Source organism: Mycobacterium rhizamassiliense, from assembly GCF_900157375.1.
Lineage (GTDB): Bacteria > Actinomycetota > Actinomycetes > Mycobacteriales > Mycobacteriaceae > Mycobacterium > Mycobacterium rhizamassiliense.
Genome location: NZ_LT721901.1, coordinates 4,280,958 through 4,299,901, shown reverse-complemented (window position 1 = coordinate 4,299,901; position 18,944 = coordinate 4,280,958). Strand labels below are relative to the sequence as shown.

19 protein-coding genes are annotated in these 18,944 nt (G+C 68.2%); 8 read left to right on the top strand and 11 right to left on the bottom strand.

From position 1 onward, the window contains the following. Positions 1–305: 305 nt before the first annotated feature. On the bottom strand, positions 306–707 hold the full coding sequence (locus MRAB57_RS20740) for a DUF3040 domain-containing protein (RefSeq protein ID WP_077089017.1): 402 nt from the start codon (positions 705–707) through the stop codon (positions 306–308). 322 nt (positions 708–1,029) lie between these two features. Between MRAB57_RS20740 and MRAB57_RS20735 the strand changes: the two genes are divergently transcribed. After that, the gene (locus MRAB57_RS20735) at positions 1,030–1,632 is read left to right on the top strand and encodes a GNAT family N-acetyltransferase (RefSeq protein ID WP_077089016.1); all 603 of its coding nucleotides are present in this window, start codon (positions 1,030–1,032) and stop codon (positions 1,630–1,632) included. Positions 1,633–1,731: 99 nt separating this feature from the next. After that, positions 1,732–2,382, top strand: coding sequence for a lipoprotein LppM (lppM, locus tag MRAB57_RS20730; protein WP_077090727.1), 651 nt, complete (start codon positions 1,732–1,734; stop codon positions 2,380–2,382). Between the two features lie 10 nt (positions 2,383–2,392). Here the strand turns inward: lppM and MRAB57_RS20725 are convergent, their stop codons facing one another. Beyond that, complete coding sequence (locus tag MRAB57_RS20725; RefSeq protein ID WP_077089015.1) at positions 2,393–3,289, bottom strand: mycobacterial-type methylenetetrahydrofolate reductase; 897 nt, start codon at positions 3,287–3,289, stop codon at positions 2,393–2,395. Between the two features lie 210 nt (positions 3,290–3,499). On the opposite strand from MRAB57_RS20725, the gene idsA2 reads away from it, so the two are divergent. After that, entirely contained in the window at positions 3,500–4,549 is a 1,050-nt protein-coding gene (gene idsA2 / locus MRAB57_RS20720) for a bifunctional (2E,6E)-farnesyl/geranyl diphosphate synthase (RefSeq protein WP_077089014.1), read from the top strand. A 4-nt stretch (positions 4,550–4,553) separates the two neighbouring features. Further along, positions 4,554–6,098 (top strand): alpha-(1->6)-mannopyranosyltransferase A, encoded by a 1,545-nt coding sequence (locus MRAB57_RS20715; RefSeq protein WP_077089013.1) that lies wholly within the window; start codon positions 4,554–4,556, stop codon positions 6,096–6,098. A gap of 6 nt (positions 6,099–6,104) precedes the next feature. Here the strand turns inward: MRAB57_RS20715 and MRAB57_RS20710 are convergent, their stop codons facing one another. After that, positions 6,105–6,509, bottom strand: coding sequence for an Rv2175c family DNA-binding protein (locus tag MRAB57_RS20710; RefSeq protein ID WP_077089012.1), 405 nt, complete (start codon positions 6,507–6,509; stop codon positions 6,105–6,107). 90 nt (positions 6,510–6,599) lie between these two features. Between MRAB57_RS20710 and MRAB57_RS20705 the strand changes: the two genes are divergently transcribed. Both MRAB57_RS20705 and MRAB57_RS20700 read left to right on the top strand, forming a co-directional pair. Then, positions 6,600–7,823, top strand: a complete 1,224-nt coding sequence (locus MRAB57_RS20705; RefSeq protein WP_077089011.1) for a protein kinase domain-containing protein — start codon at positions 6,600–6,602, stop codon at positions 7,821–7,823. A gap of 90 nt (positions 7,824–7,913) precedes the next feature. After that, on the top strand, positions 7,914–9,362 hold the full coding sequence (locus MRAB57_RS20700; RefSeq protein ID WP_108637972.1) for an FAD-dependent oxidoreductase: 1,449 nt from the start codon (positions 7,914–7,916) through the stop codon (positions 9,360–9,362). A 1-nt stretch (position 9,363) separates the two neighbouring features. Here the strand turns inward: MRAB57_RS20700 and MRAB57_RS20695 are convergent, their stop codons facing one another. The 3 genes from MRAB57_RS20695 to MRAB57_RS20685 all read right to left on the bottom strand — a co-directional run bounded on the left by MRAB57_RS20695 (position 9,364) and on the right by MRAB57_RS20685 (position 12,188). Then, positions 9,364–10,749 carry a class II 3-deoxy-7-phosphoheptulonate synthase gene (locus MRAB57_RS20695; RefSeq protein WP_077089009.1) on the bottom strand — a complete coding sequence of 462 codons (1,386 nt, stop codon included), beginning with the start codon at positions 10,747–10,749 and terminating at the stop codon, positions 9,364–9,366. A gap of 71 nt (positions 10,750–10,820) precedes the next feature. Further along, positions 10,821–11,306, bottom strand: a complete 486-nt coding sequence (locus tag MRAB57_RS20690; protein WP_077089008.1) for a polyadenylate-specific 3'-exoribonuclease AS — start codon at positions 11,304–11,306, stop codon at positions 10,821–10,823. 21 nt (positions 11,307–11,327) lie between these two features. Then, the gene (locus tag MRAB57_RS20685; RefSeq protein ID WP_077089007.1) at positions 11,328–12,188 is read right to left on the bottom strand and encodes a hypothetical protein; all 861 of its coding nucleotides are present in this window, start codon (positions 12,186–12,188) and stop codon (positions 11,328–11,330) included. Between the two features lie 99 nt (positions 12,189–12,287). Here MRAB57_RS20685 and MRAB57_RS20680 point away from each other — a divergent pair, with 99 nt between their 5' ends. Then, the gene (locus tag MRAB57_RS20680) at positions 12,288–13,595 is read left to right on the top strand and encodes a glycosyltransferase 87 family protein (RefSeq protein ID WP_077089006.1); all 1,308 of its coding nucleotides are present in this window, start codon (positions 12,288–12,290) and stop codon (positions 13,593–13,595) included. On the opposite strand, the gene MRAB57_RS20675 is transcribed toward MRAB57_RS20680, so the two are convergent. From MRAB57_RS20675 to MRAB57_RS20655, 5 genes are all read right to left on the bottom strand, one after another. Then, on the bottom strand, positions 13,592–14,317 hold the full coding sequence (locus tag MRAB57_RS20675; protein WP_077089005.1) for a lysophospholipid acyltransferase family protein: 726 nt from the start codon (positions 14,315–14,317) through the stop codon (positions 13,592–13,594). The two genes, MRAB57_RS20680 and MRAB57_RS20675, sit on opposite strands and share 4 nt — an antisense overlap. Positions 14,318–14,402: 85 nt before the next feature. Beyond that, complete coding sequence (locus MRAB57_RS20670) at positions 14,403–14,795, bottom strand: hypothetical protein (RefSeq protein WP_077089004.1); 393 nt, start codon at positions 14,793–14,795, stop codon at positions 14,403–14,405. Further along, on the bottom strand, positions 14,792–16,054 hold the full coding sequence (locus MRAB57_RS20665) for an ArsA family ATPase (RefSeq protein ID WP_083743483.1): 1,263 nt from the start codon (positions 16,052–16,054) through the stop codon (positions 14,792–14,794). The genes MRAB57_RS20670 and MRAB57_RS20665 overlap by 4 nt, the downstream gene beginning before the upstream one ends. Further along, on the bottom strand, positions 16,047–16,484 hold the full coding sequence (locus MRAB57_RS20660; RefSeq protein ID WP_077089002.1) for an SRPBCC family protein: 438 nt from the start codon (positions 16,482–16,484) through the stop codon (positions 16,047–16,049). The genes MRAB57_RS20665 and MRAB57_RS20660 overlap by 8 nt, the downstream gene beginning before the upstream one ends. 100 nt (positions 16,485–16,584) lie before the next feature. After that, positions 16,585–16,974, bottom strand: coding sequence for a polyketide cyclase / dehydrase and lipid transport (locus MRAB57_RS20655; RefSeq protein WP_077089001.1), 390 nt, complete (start codon positions 16,972–16,974; stop codon positions 16,585–16,587). A gap of 166 nt (positions 16,975–17,140) precedes the next feature. On the opposite strand from MRAB57_RS20655, the gene MRAB57_RS20650 reads away from it, so the two are divergent. Next, complete coding sequence (locus MRAB57_RS20650) at positions 17,141–18,943, top strand: AMP-dependent synthetase/ligase (RefSeq protein WP_077089000.1); 1,803 nt, start codon at positions 17,141–17,143, stop codon at positions 18,941–18,943. Position 18,944: the final 1 nt, after the last annotated feature.

The following is an 18,944-nucleotide window of genomic DNA, read 5'->3' as shown; positions in this document are numbered from 1 at the left end:
TTCCCCATTAATTGAGTCTCGGCGCGGTGTTTCCTGGCCCATCCGCCACACCGCGCTGCGCCGCGACCGCGCGGGGGCAGCTGAGGGCGCACGTGGAGCGGCGAGAAACCGCATTTCAAAGCCCACAATTCGCGAAGTGGGGCCCAGTGGGGCGTCCGAGTGGGGGCCAGTGGGGCTCGGTTTGGCCTCAGTTGCGCTTCGAACAGGTGTCGGCCACGAAGCCCGAATCGACCCGGACAGCGCGCGGACAAGAGAGAAGGGGCAGCCGTGTGGCTACCCCTTCGACGCCCGTGCCGGGCGGTCCGCTACTCGTCGAAACGGCGGCGGAACCGGTCCTCCATCCGGCTGGTGAACGACCCTCCGCCACCCTTATTCCGGCGGCGCGGCGCACCGGCCGCCGGTCCGGGATGCTCCGACCGCCCCGCCATCCGGGGGCCGGTGATGGCAAACACCACTCCGCCGAACATGACGATGAAGCCGAAGACGCTCAGAATTGGGAAGCTACCGATCATCGTGGCCTTGAACGCCACGCCGGAAACCAGCATGGCCAAGCCGATGACGAACAACGCCGCGCCCTGCAGGCGCCGCCGCGCGGTCGGTGCGCGGAACCCTCCGCCACGGACGCTCGAGGCGAATTTGGGATCCTCGGCGTAGAGAGCGCTCTCGATCTGATCGAGCATCCGCTGCTCATGATCGGAGAGTGGCATTCGTCCCTCCTTGCCGACAGTTGGACACGTAACTATCGATAGCACGCGGATGCCCATTGTAGGGGCAACTAACACAGATGATACGAGGTCGATCTGCGCCGTACCACTGGTTCGGCACCGATTCTATCCCCGCAGCGTCCAGACAATATTGTCGCCCGCCAACGGCCGTGCGTTACAACCGGCTTAGCCAAAACTCGAGCAGTCGCGCCGCTTGCCACCACCGCCCGTCGCACAGGCACCGTCGGGTCCGATAATGGCTCTGCACCGGCACGGCGTGGGAGCAACCGGAAGCCGGATCACTGGATGAGGAGGGCACCGCGAGTTGGCGATCTTTCTCATCGATTTCCCGCCGAACGAGATGGAGCGCCGTCTGCGCGACGCCCTGGGCGTTTACGTCGATGCGATGCGATACCCGCGGGGCACCGAGAACCAGCGGGCCGCCATGTGGCTCGAGCACATCCGCCGGCGCGGGTGGCAGGCGGCGGCCGTCGTCGAGGCCGAGGCTGCCGAGGACGGGGCGGAGCCCTCGCCCGCCGAACTCAGCGACGCGCCCCTGCTCGGTGTCGCCTACGGCTACCCCGGGGCGCCCGGTCAGTGGTGGCAACAGCAGGTGGTGCTGGGTTTGCAGCGCGGCGGCCTACCGCCCGAGGTCATCGACCGGCTGATGACCAGCTATTTCGAGCTGACCGAGCTGCACATCCACCCCCGCGCGCAAGGCCGCGGCCTGGGCGAGGCGCTGGCCCGCCGGCTGCTCGCCAATCGCGACGAGCGCAACGTGCTGCTGTCCACCCCGGAAACCAACGGCGAGGCCAACCGCGCGTGGCGCCTGTACCGGCGGCTGGGCTTCACCGACATCATCCGGCGCTACCACTTCGCCGGGGACCCACGGGCATTCGCGATCCTGGGCCGCCCGCTGCCGCTGTAGCGGGGCCCGATCTGGCACGATGACCTGGTGCGCGCCAGCTCTCCCCCGCTTCGAGCCCGACGACCTGCCGCGCGGCGGCGCCGCGTGCTGGCGATCGCCATGCTGCTGTTCCTGGTGCCCCTGATGACCGGGTGCCTGCGGGCCAGGGCCTCGTTCACCATTTCCGCCGACGACCTGGTGTCCGGGGACATCATCGCCGCGGCGAAGCCGAAAACCCCCAAGGACACCGGCCCGCAGCTGGACAGCAACAACCTGCCGTTCAGTCAGAAGGTGGCGGTGTCCAACTACGACAGCGACGGCTATGTCGGGTCGCAAGCGGTGTTCTCCGACCTGACCTTCGCCGAGCTGCCGCAGCTGGCCAACATGAACTCCAACGCCGCAGGCGTGAACCTGTCGCTGCGCCGAAACGGCAACCTGGTGCTCCTGGAGGGCCGCGCCGACCTGACGGCGGTGACCGACCCCGACGCCGACGTCGAGCTGACCGTCGCGTTCCCCGGGCCGGTGACCTCGACCAACGGCGACCGCGTCGAGTCCGACGCGGTGTCCTGGAAGCTCAAGCCGGGCGTGGTGAGCACGATGACCGCCCAGGCCCGCTACACCGACCCGAGCACCCGCTCGTTCACCGGAGCGGGCGTCTGGCTGGGCATCGCGTCGTTCGCGGCCGCCGGCGTGGTGGCGCTGCTGGCCTGGGTCAGCCGGGACCGCTCCGAGCGGCTCACCGCGCCGCGCGATCAGCCGCCGGCAGCGTAGCCGCCTTGAGCTAGACGCGCTGCGCGGGCGACCAGTACGAGATCATCTCGGCGAACGTCTGGAACGCCGGACCGGACAGCCCGTACGTCGCCTCGAGGTGGATGCTCAGCGGGAAGCCGAGCTCGGCGACGCCGTCGACCACCCGCTTGTACACGTCGAGCATCAGCTGGCGTTTCTGCGGGGGCTCGGCGCCGGCCAGCCGCTTGACGAACTCCTGCTCCTCGGCCACCGCGGCGTTGCCCGGGTCCTGGATGAGCCAGTTGATCAGGCCGACGCGGTTCTCCACCTGCGGCACGAAGCCGAACGACAGCAGGATCTCGGGCCGGTGATGGGTCGTCCTGGCGAACTCGGTCAAAAAACCCACGATCGCGTCGGAGTACAGCAACTGGGTCATCGCGTAGGTCGCGCCCTGATCGCACTTGAAGTTGAGGCGGCCCTGTTCGCCCTCGCGGGTCGGGATCAGGATCACCCCGCGGTTGGGCACCAGGTCCCGGTAGATCGACAGGGCGTCGGTCGGCGCGACGCCGTCGCCCTCACCGTCGTTCATGGTGCGCGGCACGCCGACGAACACCACGCCCTCCATGCCGGCGTCGGTCAGTTCGGTGAGCCGCCCACGCAGCGCGGGTTCGCCCATGAACGCGGTGACCTGCGTGCACAGGCCGTTGATCCCCGGCAGCTCAGGCCGAACGATCGACCAGAAGTCGAGCACGTCGAACTTGGGCTTCATCGGGACCGGACGGTCGTCGTCCTCGGCGATGATGCCGGGAATCATGACGTGCCGGATCTGGCCGTCGAGCCCGGAGTCGGCCGAGTGCCGCACCACTTTCGCCGCCTCTTCTTCGGCGCGCGCCCGACCGTCTTGGGTGTTCGGCGGCACCAACTCGAGCGCGATGGTGTTGAGGGTCACGCGGGTCCTCTCCAATTGACGACTGCTGCCCGGCCGCGCGACGACGGCAACCAGACCTCCGCCAGCATAGGACCGGGATAGTGAGGCAGGCGAAGCAACTGGGTTGTCGCGCCGAATACACTGGTCGGGCCCAGAGGGCATAAGTCACGCCGAGCAGAAAGGGGCGCCGCGCTGAGCCTGCAAACCCCGGCAGCAGCGGCCACCGTCGAGTTGACCGGCGCCGTCACCGACCGACTTCGGCGGTACCTGCGCGAGCGGCGGGCCGAGACCGCCTACATCGGTGACGATTACGGCCTCCTGGTCGAGGCGCTGGAAGACTTCGTGCTGGGCGGCGGCAAGCGGCTGCGGCCCACCTTCGCCTATTGGGGCTGGCGGGCCGTGACAAGCAAAGAACCCGATTCCGAAGCGCTGCTACTGTTTTCGGCGCTGGAGCTGCTGCACGCCTCCGCGCTGGTACACGACGACGTGATCGACGATTCCTCCACCCGCCGCGGCCGGCCGACGACGCACGTCCGCTTCGCGGCGCTGCACCGCGACCGCGACTGGCGGGGTTCGGCCGACAAGTTCGGGATTTCGGCGGCCATTCTGCTCGGCGACCTGGCCTTGGCCTGGGCCGACGACATCGTCTTCCGGGCGGATCTGTCTCCCGACGCGCAGCGGCGAGTCCGGCGGGTCTGGGCCGACATCCGCACCGAGGTGCTCGGCGGGCAATTCCTCGACATCGTCGCCGAGGCCGGCGCGGCCGAGTCGATCGCGTCGGCGATGAACGTCAACACCTTTAAAACCGCGTGCTACACCGTGTCACGCCCGCTGCAGCTGGGGGCGGCCACCGCCGCCGACCGGCCCGACGTGCAGGCCATCTTCGCGCAGTTCGGGACCGACATCGGCGTCGCGTTCCAGCTGCGCGACGACGTGCTGGGCGTGTTCGGCGATCCGGCCGTGACCGGCAAGCCCTCCGGTGACGATCTGCGATCGGGCAAGCGCACCGTGCTGCTCGCCGAGGCGCTGCAGCTGGCGGACGCCTCGGATCCGCCGGCGGCCAACCTATTACGCAGCTCGGTCGGTGCCGGGCTGACCGACGCACAGGTGGTCGAACTGCGCGAAGCCATCGAGTCGGTGGGCGCGCTGGCCGCGGCCGAGGAACGCATCGCCACGTTGACCCGACGAGCGCTGGACGCGCTGGCGGCCGCACCCATCAACGCGACGGCCAAATCGGGCCTGTCCGAAATGGCCAGGATGGCCACGAACCGGTCGGCCTGATCCGATGACCTCCCCGATCCCCACCCCGTCGGCCGATCCTGTGCGATCAAAAAGGTCAGTCGGACAACGACTTTCGGAGATCGTCGCATTCGCGGCGACACCGCAAGCCCGCCCCGCGAAGCTCGGGTTCCTGGCTTCGGTGCTGATCACCGTCGGCGGCCTCGGCGCCGGCAGCACCAAGCCACACGACCCGCTGCTGGAGTCGCTGCACATGTCCTGGCTGCGTTTCGGCCACGGGCTGGTGCTCTCGTCCATCGTGTTGTGGGCGGGCGTCGCCCTGATGCTGTTCGCCTGGCTGCTGCTGGGCCGACGGGCGCTGGCCGGCGAAACCACCGAGTTCATGATGCGGGCCACCACCGGCTTCTGGCTGGCGCCGCTGCTGCTTTCGGTGCCCGTCTTCAGCCGTGACACCTACTCGTATCTGGCGCAGGGCGCGCTGCTGCGCGACGGCTTCGACCCTTATGCCGTGGGCCCGGTAGCCAATCCGAACACCTTGCTGGACAACGTAAGTCCCATCTGGACCATCACCACCGCACCCTACGGCCCGGTGTTCATTCTGGTCGCGAAGGTCGTCACGATGGTGATCGGCAACCACGTGATCGTCGGGACCATGCTGCTGCGTCTGTGCATGCTGCCCGGGCTGGCGCTGTTGATCTGGGCCACGCCGCGGCTGGCCCATCATCTGGGCAGCAGCGGCTCGATCGCGTTGTGGATCTGTGTGCTCAACCCGCTGGTGCTCATCCACCTGATGGGCGGGGTGCACAACGAGATGCTGATGGTTGGCCTGATGGCCGCCGGTATCGCGCTGACTTTCCAGGGCCGCCACGCGTTCGGCATCACGCTGGTCACCATCGGGATCGCGGTCAAGGCCACGGCGGGGATCGCGCTGCCGTTTTTGGTCTGGGTGTGGATGCGGCACCTGCGCGAGCAAAAGGGCTATCGGCCGGTCCGCGCGTTCGTGGCGGCCTCGGCGATGGCGCTGCTGATCTCCGCCGTGGTGTTCGGCATCCTGACCGCGGTCGCCGGGGTCGGGTTCGGCTGGCTGACCGCGCTGGCCGGGTCGGTGAAGATCATCAACTGGCTGAGCGTGCCGACCGCCGCGGCCAACCTGATTCATTTCCTGGGCAGCGGGTTCTTCGCGGTCAACTTCTACGCGACGCTGCTGATCACCCGGTACATCGGCATCGGGGTCATCGTCTTGGCGCTGCCCCTGGTGTGGTGGCGATCCCGGCACGACGACCGCGGCGCGCTGACCGGCATGGCGTGGGCGATGGTGATCGTGGTGCTGTTCGTGCCCGCCGCGCTGCCCTGGTACTACTCGTGGCCGCTCGCGGTGGCGGCCCCGCTGGCCCAGTCACGACGGGCGGTCGCGATTATCGCCGGGCTCTCGACGTGGGTCATGGTGATCTTCAAACCCGATGGCTCGCACGGCATGTACTCGTGGCTGCACTTCTTGTTGGCGACGGCCGTCGCGCTGGGCGCCTGGTATGCGCTGTACCGGGTCCCGGCGGTGCGCACCGACGAGGCCGAAGAGCCCGTCGCCGCCTAGTACGCCTTAGTAGGCCATCGCCTGGGCGCGGCGCATGACTTCGCGCGCCTGATGCGCCTGCAGCGCGTCGACCGGGCGCGCGTTGCTCAGGGAATCGCGGCTGCCGTCGCGGGTGACCGTCAGCGACGGGTCAGGCGTGAACAACCAGCGCACGATCTCGGTTTCGTGATAGCCGCCGTCGTGCAGGATCGTCAGCAGGCCGGGCAGGCTCTTGACGACCTCGCCGGAATTGGTGAAGAACAGCTGCGGTACCACGACGGCGCCTTCGCGCCGCACCGCGACCAGATGGCCTTCGCGTAGCTGCTGCTGCACCTTGGTCACCGGAATGCCCAGCAATTCGGCTACCCGGGGCAGCTCGTATATCGGCTCGTCGGGCTCTAGAACATCGTCGCCGGCCGGAATGCTCCCCACGGCGCCAGTCTAGGCCTCGGCACGCGCCGAAAGTATGCCTTCAACCGATGTTCCGGCCCTAATGACAACGCCGCACCTACGATTGGCCCCGTGACCAGACCCGGGGCGGGCGACCCGTTGGAGAACGCGCTGCTCGATGGCCGCTACCTGGTCCAGTCCAAGATCGCCAGCGGCGGCACCTCGACGGTGTACCGCGGCCTCGACACCCGGCTGGACCGGCCGGTCGCGCTGAAGGTGATGGATGCCCGGTACGCCGGCGACGAGCAGTTCCTGACCCGCTTCCAGCTGGAAGCCCGCACGGTCGCCCGGCTGAAGAACCCCGGGCTGGTCGCCGTCTACGACCAGGGCCTCGACGCCAGGCACCCCTTCCTGGTGATGGAGCTCATCGAGGGCGGCACGCTGCGCGAGTTGCTGGCCGAGCGTGGCCCGATGCCGCCGCACGCCGTCGCGGCGGTGCTGCGCCCGGTGCTGGGTGGGCTGGCCGCCGCGCACCGGGCCGGCCTGGTGCATCGCGACGTCAAGCCCGAGAACGTGCTGATCTCCGACGACGGCGAGGTCAAGATCGCCGACTTCGGATTGGTGCGCGCCGTAGCGGCGGCCGGAATCACCTCCGCCAGCGTCATTTTGGGGACGGCGGCCTACCTGTCCCCCGAGCAGGTTCGCGACGGCAACGCCGGGCCGCGCAGCGACGTCTACTCCGCGGGGATCCTCACCTACGAGTTACTGACCGGGCGCGCGCCGTTCACCGGCGATTCCTCGCTGTCGATCGCCTACCAACGGCTGGATCACGACGTGCCGCGCCCCGGATCCGTGATCGAGGGAGTGCCAACACAATTCGACGACTTCGTGGCGTGCGCGACCGCCCGGGATCCCGCCGAACGCTATGCCGACGCCATCGAGATGGCCGCCGATCTGGAGGCGATCGCCGAGGAGTTGCAGCTGCCGGATTTCCGGGTGCCCGCCCCGCGCAACTCCGCGCAACACCGGTCCGCGGAGCTGCACCACGGCCGGATGACCGAGAGCCGTCCCGCTGCGCCCCCACCGCCGGCCAAGGTTCACCAGCCGACCCGCCAGTTCACCCGCGGCCCCGAGGACTGGCCGGAGCGACGGCCGCAGGAGTCGCATCCCGAGCCGGACCACGAATACCAGCCGATCTCAGGGGAATTCGCCGGCATCGCGATGAGCGAGTTCGTGTGGGCGCGGCAACGCTCCCGGCGCATGGTGCTGATCTGGGTCGCGATCATCCTGGCGTTCTCCGGGCTGGTGGCAACCGCGGCCTGGACGATCGGCAACAACCTGAATGGCCTGCTGTAGGGCGTTAGCCGAAAGCTGCTCGCGACACGAATCTTAATGTAATCTCAAAGTTCTCTTATTTTTCTTACTTTCCGTGTACTGTGCTGGGGTATGAGTTCAACAATGAACCGCGAGCACGCAGTGGTGCTCGGCGCCGGAATGGCGGGTTTGTTTGCCGCGCGGGTACTTTCGGAGCAATTCGACTCGGTTACCGTGGTGGAGCGGGACAGGTTGCCCGGCTATCCCACCGAGCGAAAGGGCGTTCCGCAGGGGCGTCATCTGCACAATTTCTTGAGCCGTGGCGTCAACGTGATGACGGAGCTGTTCCCGGGGATACTCGACGAGTTGGCCACCGCCGGAGCGGTCGTCGCCACCGACGGAGACCTATCCCGGATGTATGTGCGCTTCGGGGGTTCCGTGCTGAAGCGTTCGGGCACGTTGAGCGACCCCGGCCTGCTAACCCTGTGCCCGGCGACCCGGCCGTTTCTGGAATTCCACGTCCGCCGCCGCGTCACGGGTCTGCCCAACGTGACGTTCCTGGATGAGCACGATGTGGCGGAACCCCTGGTCGACGGCGACGCCGTCACCGGTGTGCGAATCACCAAGCGCAACACGGGGTTTGCGAGCACACTGGCCGCCGATCTGGTGGTTGACACCATGGGCCGGGCGTCGCGCACCCCGGCATTCCTGGAGGGCTTGGGATACGGGCGGCCCGCCGAAGATCGTACCGAAGCCAAGGTGGCCTATTCGAGCCAACGATTGAGCATCCCCAAGGGGCGCATCGCCGAGCACCTGGTGATGTTCAACCCGGGCGGCGGCCAACCCGGCGGCCTGCTGGTCGCGGGTGAACACGACACGTGGACGCTGGCGATCGCCCAATTGGTCGACGTCGGCCACCCGCCAACCGATTTCGCCGCGATGATCACAATTGCCGAGCAGGCCCTGCCCGCGGCGATCGCCAATGGGCTGCGCAGCGCCCAGCCGATTGGCGAGGCCGTGACGTATCGCCACACCAGCTCGGTCTGGCGGCGCTACGACCAAATGCCCACCTTCCCGTCGGGCCTGCTGGTCATGGGAGACGCCGTGTGCAGCCTCGACCCGATCTACGGGCAAGGCATGACCGTGGCGGCGCTGGAAGCCCAGACCCTGCGCGATTGCCTGCGGTCGGGCGATGCCCAACTGGCGCAACACTTTTTCACCGCAGCAGCCCAGTACATAGGGTCGACCTGGGCCAGTAACCGGGCCCGCGACCGGCACGCCTTCCCCGTCCGCACACGGCGTTCGGTGCGACAGCTGGCGGAGGGCTGGTTTGTGAAGGCGGTGCTGAACGCCGCCGCCAACGACGTCGCGGTGACCGAACGCTTCTTGCGAATCAGCAACCTGATCGACTCGCAGGCACAGCTGCAAGATCCCGCCCTGCTGGCCCGCATCGTGGCGGCCAACCTGCGGGCCCTGTTCACGCAAACGCGGACCCACGCAGCCAAAGGCTTGGCGGCCGGGAACGCGAGTGGCCGCCTGCGACCCATGCCGTCGACCGTGGTCGGCCGATGCAGCCGATGAATTAGTCGCGCAGCATCTCCGCGACCAGGAACGCCAACTCCAGCGACTGCTGGGTATTCAAGCGCGGGTCGCACGCGGTCTCGTAGCGGCCGGCCAGGTCGCTGTCCGAAATGTCTTGTGCGCCACCGAGACACTCGGTGACGTTCTCGCCGGTGATCTCGACGTGAATGCCACCCGGATGCGTGCCCAGCGCGCGATGCACCTCGAAGAAGCCCTGCACCTCGTCGACGATGCGGTCGAAGTGGCGGGTCTTGTATCCGGTCGACGACTCGTGGGTGTTGCCGTGCATCGGGTCGCACTGCCAGATCACCTGGTGACCGGTGGCCTGAACCTTCTCGATGATGGGCGGCAGGACATCGCGCACCTTGTGGTTGCCCAGCCGGCTCACCAGCGTCAGACGGCCCGGCTTGTTGTGCGGGTCCAGCCGCTCGACGTATTCGACGGCCAGCTCGGGCGTCATCGTCGGGCCGATCTTGACACCGATCGGGTTGGCGATCACCTCGGCGAACGCGACATGCGCGCCGTCGAGCTGGCGAGTCCGCTCCCCGATCCACACGGTGTGCGCCGACAGGTCGTACAGCTGCGGCTCGCCCTCGATGTCGGACAACCGCAGCATGGACCGTTCGTAATCGAGCACCAAAGCCTCATGGCTGGCGTAGATCTCGGCGGTCTGCAGGTTCCGGTCGGCCACCCCACAGGCGCTCATGAATTTCAGCCCTCGGTCGATCTCGGAGGCCAGGGCCTCGTACCGCGCGCCGGCCGGCGAGGTCCGGACGAACTCCCGGTTCCAGTCGTGCACCAGGTGCAGCGACGCCAGTCCTGACGACGTCAGCGCGCGCACCAGGTTCATCGCGGCGCTGGCATTGGCGTAGGCGCGCACCAGCCGCGACGGGTCGTGCTCGCGGACGGCGGCGTCCGGGGCGAAGCCGTTGATCATGTCGCCGCGGTAGGACTTCAGGCCCAGTGCGTCGATGTCGGCCGAGCGCGGCTTGGCGTACTGCCCGGCGATGCGGGCCACCTTGACCACCGGCATGCTCGAGCCGTAGGTCAGCACGACGGCCATCTGCAGCAGGGTGCGGATGTTGCCGCGGATGTGGGGCTCGGTGTTGTCGGTGAACGTCTCGGCGCAGTCGCCGCCCTGCAGCAGGAAGGCCTCGCCCCTGGCGACCTGGGCCAGCTGCTCCTGCAGCCGCACGACCTCGGACGGCACGGTCACGGGGGGGACGCTTTCGAGGACGGTGCGCATTGCCAGGGCCGGGTCGGTGGGCCAGCTGGGCTGCTGCGCTGCGGGTTTTGCCAAGGCGGCGTCCAGCCGGGCCCGCAAATCGGCCGGCAGCGGCGGCAACGGCGGCAGCTGGTCGATGGGGATATCGACTGTCCAGTTCATCGGTCCATCGTAACCGGCAGCCAGACCTCACCTGGCCACGCCTGATCAGGGCTAACGCCGTCGCAGCGCAGTCAGCCGCCGTCGGACATGATCAGCTGGAAACGGAGCAGCTGGTCGCGGGCGTCGACGAGCGCGTCGTGGACATCGCGGTTGCGCGGCGGCATCCGGGGCGATCCCCGGTCCTCCCACAGCTGGCGCAGTTCCCGGGTGAAACGCGGGATGGCCTTGGGCAGGCCCGGCATCGGGCCCCACAGCTGGCACAGGGCCACGTGGTCGTAGGCCCCCACCCACGCCCACAGCTCGATCGGTTCCGGACCGCCGACACCGAAGAACTCCTCCAGGTCGTGCCGAATCTGCCTGCGCGAGCGCCACAGTTGCGACGCCGGCGGCGGCAGCTTCGGCAACACGTTGGCGCGCACCCAGCTGCCGGCGCGCTCGGGGTCGAACTCCGTGGACACGGCGTAGTACTCGCGGCCATCCTCGGCGACCACGCCGATCGAGATCAGCTCGATGGTGCGGCCATCCTCGATGAACTCGGTGTCGTAGAAATACCGCACCTGGAAAAGCCTAGGGGCTGGCTATTGGGCGATCAGGATGGGCTCGGTGGGCGGCGGCGCGGGGTGGACGTCGTGATCGAGCTGGGCGGCGATCGTCCGCTCGTCGGGCAGCCGCGGCGTGCCCGCGATCGCCGATTGCAGCCACAGCTTGGCCTGCACGACGGGCCGGCGCCACTTGCGTTCCCGCTCTAGGGCACGGCGCATCTTGTCCGGCTGCGCGTTGTAGCGCCACCGCGACCACGGGGCGTGCGGGCGCGACAGCCGGACCGCGCCGATGACCAGCAGGACGACGATGAACATGCCGAGCAGACCGGTCCACACCTTGCCCTTGAGCACCGTCACCACCGCCATCGGCAGCGTCAACGCCATCGCGCTGCCCACGGCCACGTGCCAGGAAAACGAGTCGCGGCCGTGCCAGATCGGGAAGAAGAACATCAGCGGGTGCAGGCCCATGATCAACAGCCCGGCCACCGCCACCGCGGCGAACACCGCGTCGACCGACGTCCGGCCGTCTTCTTCCCAGTAGACGTCGGACAGGTGCAGGATCAGTGCGTACTCGTCGAGCACCAGGGCGGCACCGATTCCGAAACATACTGCAATTACGGTCATTTCGGTTTCTCGCCCGTTGACGGACATGGTCACCAACGTCAGCCCGGACAGCATCACCAGCACCACCCCGAACGTGACGTGGTGGATGTGCAGTCCCCCGATGTGGACGTTGCGCGGCTCCCACCACTTGGGCGGACGCCCGGCCTGTTTTCGATGACGGATCAGGCGCACGAAGGTTCGGGTGACGAAAAAGGTCAGGATGAACGCGATCAGGCAGCACAGCAGCGGCAGGCGGCCATGGTCGACGATGTCATGCGAGAACCAGCGGGACACCTTTGCAACCTACGCCCGCGCTTTCACACCTCCCGGGAGCCGCGCTGCGGCCGTGCTCGCCGGTGCCGCCCGAGCGCACCCACTACGCTGTTTTTCGACATGAGTAATCGGCAGGCGCCCGGCGTGGGCAGTCTCGGGCGGGCGTTGTTGTGGTCTTTGCTCTGGCTGCTGGCGGTTTTCGCGCTGGGCTACGCGGCCTGGCGGCTATTCGGGCACACGCCCTACCGAATCGACATCGACGTCTATCAGATGGGCGGCCAGACCTGGCTGGACGGGCGCCCGCTGTACCGCGGCGATGTGTTGTTCCACACACCCATCGGGCTGAATCTGCCGTTCACCTATCCCCCGCTGGCGGCGGTCATCTTCGCCCCCTTCGCCTGGCTGCACATGCCGGCGGCCAGCGTCGCGATCACCGCGTTGACGCTGGTGCTGCTGATCGTGTCGACGACGATCGTGCTCAGCGGCCTGGATGTCTGGAACACCTCGAAACTGCTGCCCGGCCCGGCCTGGCTGCGCCGGCTGTGGCTGGCGGCGGTCATCGTGGCCCCGGCCGCCATCTGGCTGGAGCCGATCAGCTCGAACTTCGCCTTCGGGCAGATCAACGTCGTGCTGATGACGCTGGTGATCGCCGACTGCGTGCCGCGCCGGACCCCGTGGCCCCGCGGCGTGCTGCTGGGGCTGGGGATGGCGCTGAAGCTGACTCCCGCGGTTTTCCTGCTCTACTTCCTGCTGCGCCGCGACACCCGAGCGACGCTGACGGCGATGGCGTCGTTCGCGGCCACGACGCTGCTCGGGTTCGTGCTGGCGTGGAGCGACTCGTGGGAGTACTGGACGCGCACCGTCCAGCACACCGACCGAATCGGTGAGGCGGGACTGAACACCGACCAGAACATCGCCGGCGCGCTGGCCAGACTGGGCCTCGGCGAGCACGCGCGCTTCGCGCTGTGGGTGCTGGGCTGCTTCGCCGTGCTGGCGCTGACCGTGTGGGCGATGCGGCGCGTGCTGCGGGCGGGCGAGCCGACACTGGCGTTGATCTGCGTCGCCCTGTTCGGCTTGGTGGTCTCGCCGGTCTCGTGGTCACACCACTGGGTGTGGGTGCTGCCCACCATCCTGGTGACGGCGATCCTGGGTTGGCGGCGCCGCAACATCGCGCTGGGCGTGGTGAGCGCCGCCGGCATCGCACTGATGTACCGCACGCCGATCGACCTGCTGCCCAAGCACCACGAGGCGAGCGCGGTCTGGTGGCGTCAGCTCTTCGGGATGTCCTACGTGTGGTGGGCGCTGGCCGTCATTCTCGCAGCCGGGTTCACGGTCGTCGCCCGGGTCTCGTCGCCGGACGACGACACGGAGCCGACGGATGCAGCCGCCGACCGTCAGCTGATCAGCGACGTCAACGTCGCGACTTAGCCGGCGGCGGTTTCGGGGATTCGTGCCGAGCCGTTCGTCGGAGCCGAGCCGTCGCCGTTTTTGACGGTGGCCGCGTAGATGTCGACGTATTCCTGGCCGGACAGGCCCATCAGCTCGTAGATCACTTCGTCGGTGACGGCCCGCTCGATGAAGCGGTTGCCGGCCAGCCCGTCGAATCGGGAGAAGTCCATCGGCTTACCGAACCGGACGGTGACCCGGCCGAAGCGCAGCCACGTGGTGCCCGGCGGGTTGACGGCGTCGGTACCGATCATCGCGACCGGAATCACCGGAACGCCGGTCTCCAGGGCGAGCCGGGCCAGGCCGGTCTTGCCCTTGTACAGCCTGCCGTCGGGCGAGCGGGTGCCCTCGGGGTACATGCCCATCAACTTGCCCGCACCCAGCACCCCCTGGGCGGTGTCCAGTGCGGCCTGCGCGGCGTCGGCGTTGCTGCGGTCGATCGGCACCTGGCCGACGGCGGTGAAGAACCACCGGCTGAACCAGCCCTTGATGCCGGTGCCTGTGAAATATTCGGACTTCGCCAGGAACGTGATCCGGCGCCGCACCACCAGCGGCAGGAAGAAGCTGTCCATCACCGCCAGGTGGTTACTGGCCAGGATCGCCGGACCCGAGCTCGGAACATATTCCAGGCCTTCGACTTTCGGCCGACCCATCAAGTGCAGCAGCGGGCCAAGGAAGATGTACTTCAAAAGCCAGTACGCCATGGCCCCTCCCTTTCACCCGAACCGATCGTGTTCTGCGCCAACTGTACCCATCCGCGCCGGACGGGACCACCTACGACGCGTGTTGTCAGTCGTCGATGGTGACCGGGATCGGCTGGTAGCGGGTGGCCGCGTGGGGGTCGGCCGGGGTCGGTTCGTCCGGCTCGGGATCCGGCCCGGCGCCGGGCGGCCCGTCGGGGGGCGGCTTCGCCGAGTGGTCGATGTCGTCGACGATCGCGCGGATCACCTCGAGCAGCGCGATGCTGTGGTCGGCGATCACCGTGATCAGCGGGTGCTGGTCGCCGGAGGCCAGGGCGGCCAGCGCGCACACCGGGCACCAGATCTGCTGGCACTTGCCCGTCCCGACGCCGCCGCCGGCCGTCAACGCGGCCGCCGTCCGCAGCGCGGGATCGATTCCGTCCAGGATCGCCTGGGCGAGCCTGCGCAGCTCGGGACCGAGTTCGGGATGCGCCGCGTTCACTTGGGCCACACCTCCGGATCTGGTCTAAAACGAACTGTCAGCTCACCGCCCCGCAGGCGCGCGTCGAGCACTGTGCACCGCCGTAGCACCGACGCCAACCGAACCCGGCGCCGCAAGCCGCCGGCGCTGATGATCAAGTCGTCGCCGACCCGGCCCAGCGCCAGCGTTCCGGCGTCGAGCTGGGGCAACGTTAGCCGCATACGGTATATCGACCCAAGTCCCGATCCGGATTCGAGGTCCACAATAGGGCGCACCGGCCCCGGTGGAGCCGCTCCACGCCGCAGCCGGGCGCCGTCGAGCAGCGCGCCGAGCGCCTTGGGGCCGATCGGCTCCCCGGACAGGTGCGGGGTCAGCACCAGCGCCACGTCGCCGAAGGTGGTGTCGAGTTCGTCGAGCACAGCGCGCTGCTCCGAGATGCGTTCGCCGTACCAATAGAAGGCAGGGTGGTCGGGCAGGTTGCGGTATTCGTAGGACGCGTCCTCGACCAGAACCTGGTTGACGATCAGCTCCTCGACGCGGACACCCATCAGCGACAGCGAGCCCAGCGTGCGCACCGCCTCGGCGGCCACCACCCGCTCGGGCGTCAACACCAGGTGCGCGCTGACCTGATCGCCGTCGGTCAGCAGGGCGCTGAGCGCATCGACGCTGCCGCTGATCCGCTCGAGCAGTTCGACGACGGCCGCCGACCGGGGGTCCTCGGCGGCGATCGACAGCCGGCGGTGCCGCGGCCACGCCCGCTCCACGTAAAGCCCAAAAGTGGCGGGCAGCGTCAACATTCGCAGCGCATCGGCGGTCGAGGCGCAGTCGACGACGATGCGATCCCAGCGCCCGGAGTCCGCCAGCTCCCCGACCGCGTGCAGGCCGAGAACTTCCTGAATCCCGGGCAGCGCCGAAAGTTCTTCGGGCGCAATGGTACTGAGCTCAGAATCGGGAAACCGCCGATTCAGGGCGGTGACCACCTCGAGCCAGCGAGCCTCCAGCAGGGCCAGCGTGTCCAGCGCCAGCGCGTCGAGGAAGCCGCCACCGGCGTCGCTGTCGTTGGCGAGCACCGAGACCAGTTCACCCCGGCCGCTCGGCGGGACGGGGATGCCCAGCACGTCGCCCAGCGAGTGCGCCTGGTCGGTGGACACGACGAGCACCCGTCGCCCGTCGGTCGCATCACAGACCGCGCTAGCGGCTGCCAGCGTGGACTTCCCTACCCCACCCTTGCCGACGAAGAGACTGATCCGGGCCGGGGTAAGCGCGGCGGACTCACTCAGCCTCGACTCGTTTCTTCAGGTCCTTTAACGCGGTGTCGGTCAGCCTTCGCTCGGCCTTGCGCTTGAGCAGGCCGATCATCGGCATGGCCAGGTCGACGGCGAGTTCGTAGGTGACATCGGTGCCAGAACCCTTGGCCGCCAAGCGATATGAGCCTTCGAGGGAGCGCAGCAACGAGCTGGAGACCAGACTCCAGCTCAGCGACCGGTGGTCGGCGGGCCATTGGTAGGACATGACCATGGTGTCCTTGATGACGCCGGCGTCCATCACGAATCGCACCGTCTTCGGGTAGCCGTGGGACCCGCGCTCCTGCACTTCGGCTTCCTTGTACTCCGAGATCCACTGCGGGTAGGAGTCGATGTCGGCGATCACCTTCAAGATCGTGTCCGGATCCGCCTCGATGTGGATGGTCTGCGTCGTCTTGTCCGCCACCTGGCTGCTACCTCTCTCCCGCGAGCGCGCGATCCCCCGCGATCGGCGGTAGTAATTGCTTCCGGCCGAAACGGTACTCTCGCGCGGACCTTGACCGGAGTCAAAGTACCGGAGAAACACCGACCGGACGCGACCGCTCCAGCGTCGTCTTGAGCCCGAAGGCCATTTTCTTGCCCGCCACCCGTCGGACGTGTGTCATCTTCGCCAGGTTCAGCTTGGCCAGCTCCGAGGCCGCGACCCCCGTCGGCTCGGCATGCAGGAAGTAGTGCAGCACCACCCCGTCCAGCGACGGTTCCAGCCAGACCTCCATGGTCCCCGTCAGCGCGCCGGTCACCGCCCAGCGGATCCCTTTTTCACCGCGGTCCTCGACGACCTGCAGCCGCAGATCGGGCCACCAGCGGCGCCAGCTCGACTGGTCGGCGACCGCGGCGCCGACTTGTGCGCCGGGCGCGGCGACGTAGGTCTGATCCGCGATCTGGATGCTGTTCATCGCCCCAGCTTCACACACCGGCCCGGCGGGTCGTACGCCATGTCCGTGCAATCGTGACGGTGCCCAACCATTGCTTTTCCATCCTGGGCTAATGCCGGGATTAGGCTGGGCGCAGCAACCCGGGCCTGCCCCTCTAGTCCCACGAAGTTCGAACGAGGTCATCACAGTGCGCCAGTACAGCGTCCCTGCCCGCTTTTCCGTCGGCGAGCACGACAACATCGCAGCGACGGTCTTCGAGCACGAGCGCGATGATCCCGACTTTGTCATCTATCAACGCCAGGTCGACGGCGAGTGGACCGACGTCACCTGCGCCGAGGCGGCCGAGCAGGTGCGGTCGGCCGCGCTGGGCCTGATCGAGCTGGGCGTGCAGGCCGGCGACCGGGTGTCCATCTTCTCGGCCACCCGCTACGAGTGGGCCATCCTCGATCTCGCGATCCTGGCCGTCGGCGCGGTCACGGTGCCGATCTACGAGACGTCGTCGGCCGAGCAGGTGCGCTGGGTGCTGCAGGATTCCGAGGCCGTGCTGGCCTTCGTCGAGACCGACGCGCACGCCAAGATGGTCACCGAGCTCACCGGCGAGCTGCCCGGCCTGCGCCGGGTTCTGCACATCGACGGCTCGGGCCCCAAGGCGCTCGACCAGCTCGACGAGGCCGCCGCGGCGCGCGACGCCGAGGAGCTGACGGCCCGGCAGTCGGCGCTGCGCTCGACCGACCCGGCCACGCTGATCTACACCTCGGGTACCACCGGCCGGCCCAAGGGCTGCCAGCTCACCCACTCCAACCTGCTGCACGAGACCCGGGGCACCCAGGAATGCCTCCCGACGCTGTTGAAAGAGGGGCAGCGGCTGCTGGTGTTCCTGCCGCTGGCTCACGTGCTGGCGCGGGCGCTGACCCTCTCGGCGTTCGCCAGCAAAGTCACCGTCGGGTTCACCAGCGACATCAAGAACCTGCTGCCGATGCTCGCGGTGTTCAAACCGACTGTGGTGGTGTCTGTTCCGCGGGTCTTCGAGAAGGTGTACAACACCGCCGAGCAGAACGCTTCCAACGACGGCAAAGGCAAGATCTTCAAGATGGCCGCCGACACCGCGGTGGCGTGGAGCCAGGCGCACGACGACGGCAAGCCGGGGCTGATGCTGCGCGCCCGGCACGCGCTGTTCGACAAGCTCGTCTACCACAAGCTGCGCGCCGCCCTCGGCGGCGACTGCCACGCGTCCGTCTCCGGCGGCGCGCCGCTGGGCGCGCGGCTGGGCCACTTCTACCGCGGCGTGGGCCTGACCATCTACGAGGGCTACGGCCTGACCGAGACCAGCGCGGCGGTGACCGTCAACCAGGTCGGCGGCCTGAAGATCGGGACCGTCGGCAAGCTGGTGCCGGGTAACAGCCTGCGCATCGCCTCCGACGGCGAGCTGCTGGTGCGCGGCGGGGTGGTGTTCGACGGCTACTGGCACAACGAGCAGGCCAGCGCGGACGCCTTCACCGACGACTGGTTCAAGACCGGCGACCTGGGTGCGGTCGACGACGACGGGTTCCTGACGATCACCGGCCGCAAGAAGGAGATCATCGTCACCGCCGGCGGCAAGAACGTCGCCCCGGCCGTGCTGGAGGACCAGCTGCGGTCCCACCCGCTGATCAGTCAGGCGATGGTCGTCGGGGACGCCAAGCCGTTCGTCGGCGCGCTGATCACCATCGACCCGGAGGCCTTCGGCGGCTGGAAACAGCGCAACAGCAAGGCCGGCGACGCGTCGGTGGCCGACCTGGTGACCGACCCCGATCTGGTCGCCGAGGTCGACGCGGCCGTCAAGCAGGCCAACCTCTCGGTGTCGAACGCCGAGTCGATCCGCAAGTTCCGCATCCTGCCGGTCGACTTCACCGAGGACACCGGCGAGCTGACGCCGACGATGAAGGTCAAGCGCAACGTGGTGGCCGAGAAGTTCGCCTCCGACATCGAGGCGATCTACCAGAAGGACTAGC

What these genes read in the sequence shown, in the direction of transcription:
- MRAB57_RS20680 (WP_077089006.1), top strand. Translation starts at nt 12,288, where the DNA reads ATGAGTAATCGGCAGGCGCCCGGCGTGGGCAGTCTCGGGCGGGCGTTG.
- MRAB57_RS20740 (WP_077089017.1), bottom strand. Translation starts at nt 707, where the DNA reads ATGCCACTCTCCGATCATGAGCAGCGGATGCTCGATCAGATCGAGAGC.
- MRAB57_RS20695 (WP_077089009.1), bottom strand. Translation starts at nt 10,749, where the DNA reads ATGAACTGGACAGTCGATATCCCCATCGACCAGCTGCCGCCGTTGCCG.
- MRAB57_RS20655 (WP_077089001.1), bottom strand. Translation starts at nt 16,974, where the DNA reads ATGAACAGCATCCAGATCGCGGATCAGACCTACGTCGCCGCGCCCGGC.
- lppM (WP_077090727.1), top strand. Translation starts at nt 1,732, where the DNA reads ATGCTGCTGTTCCTGGTGCCCCTGATGACCGGGTGCCTGCGGGCCAGG.
- MRAB57_RS20700 (WP_108637972.1), top strand. Translation starts at nt 7,914, where the DNA reads ATGAGTTCAACAATGAACCGCGAGCACGCAGTGGTGCTCGGCGCCGGA.
- MRAB57_RS20675 (WP_077089005.1), bottom strand. Translation starts at nt 14,317, where the DNA reads ATGGCGTACTGGCTTTTGAAGTACATCTTCCTTGGCCCGCTGCTGCAC.
- MRAB57_RS20715 (WP_077089013.1), top strand. Translation starts at nt 4,554, where the DNA reads ATGACCTCCCCGATCCCCACCCCGTCGGCCGATCCTGTGCGATCAAAA.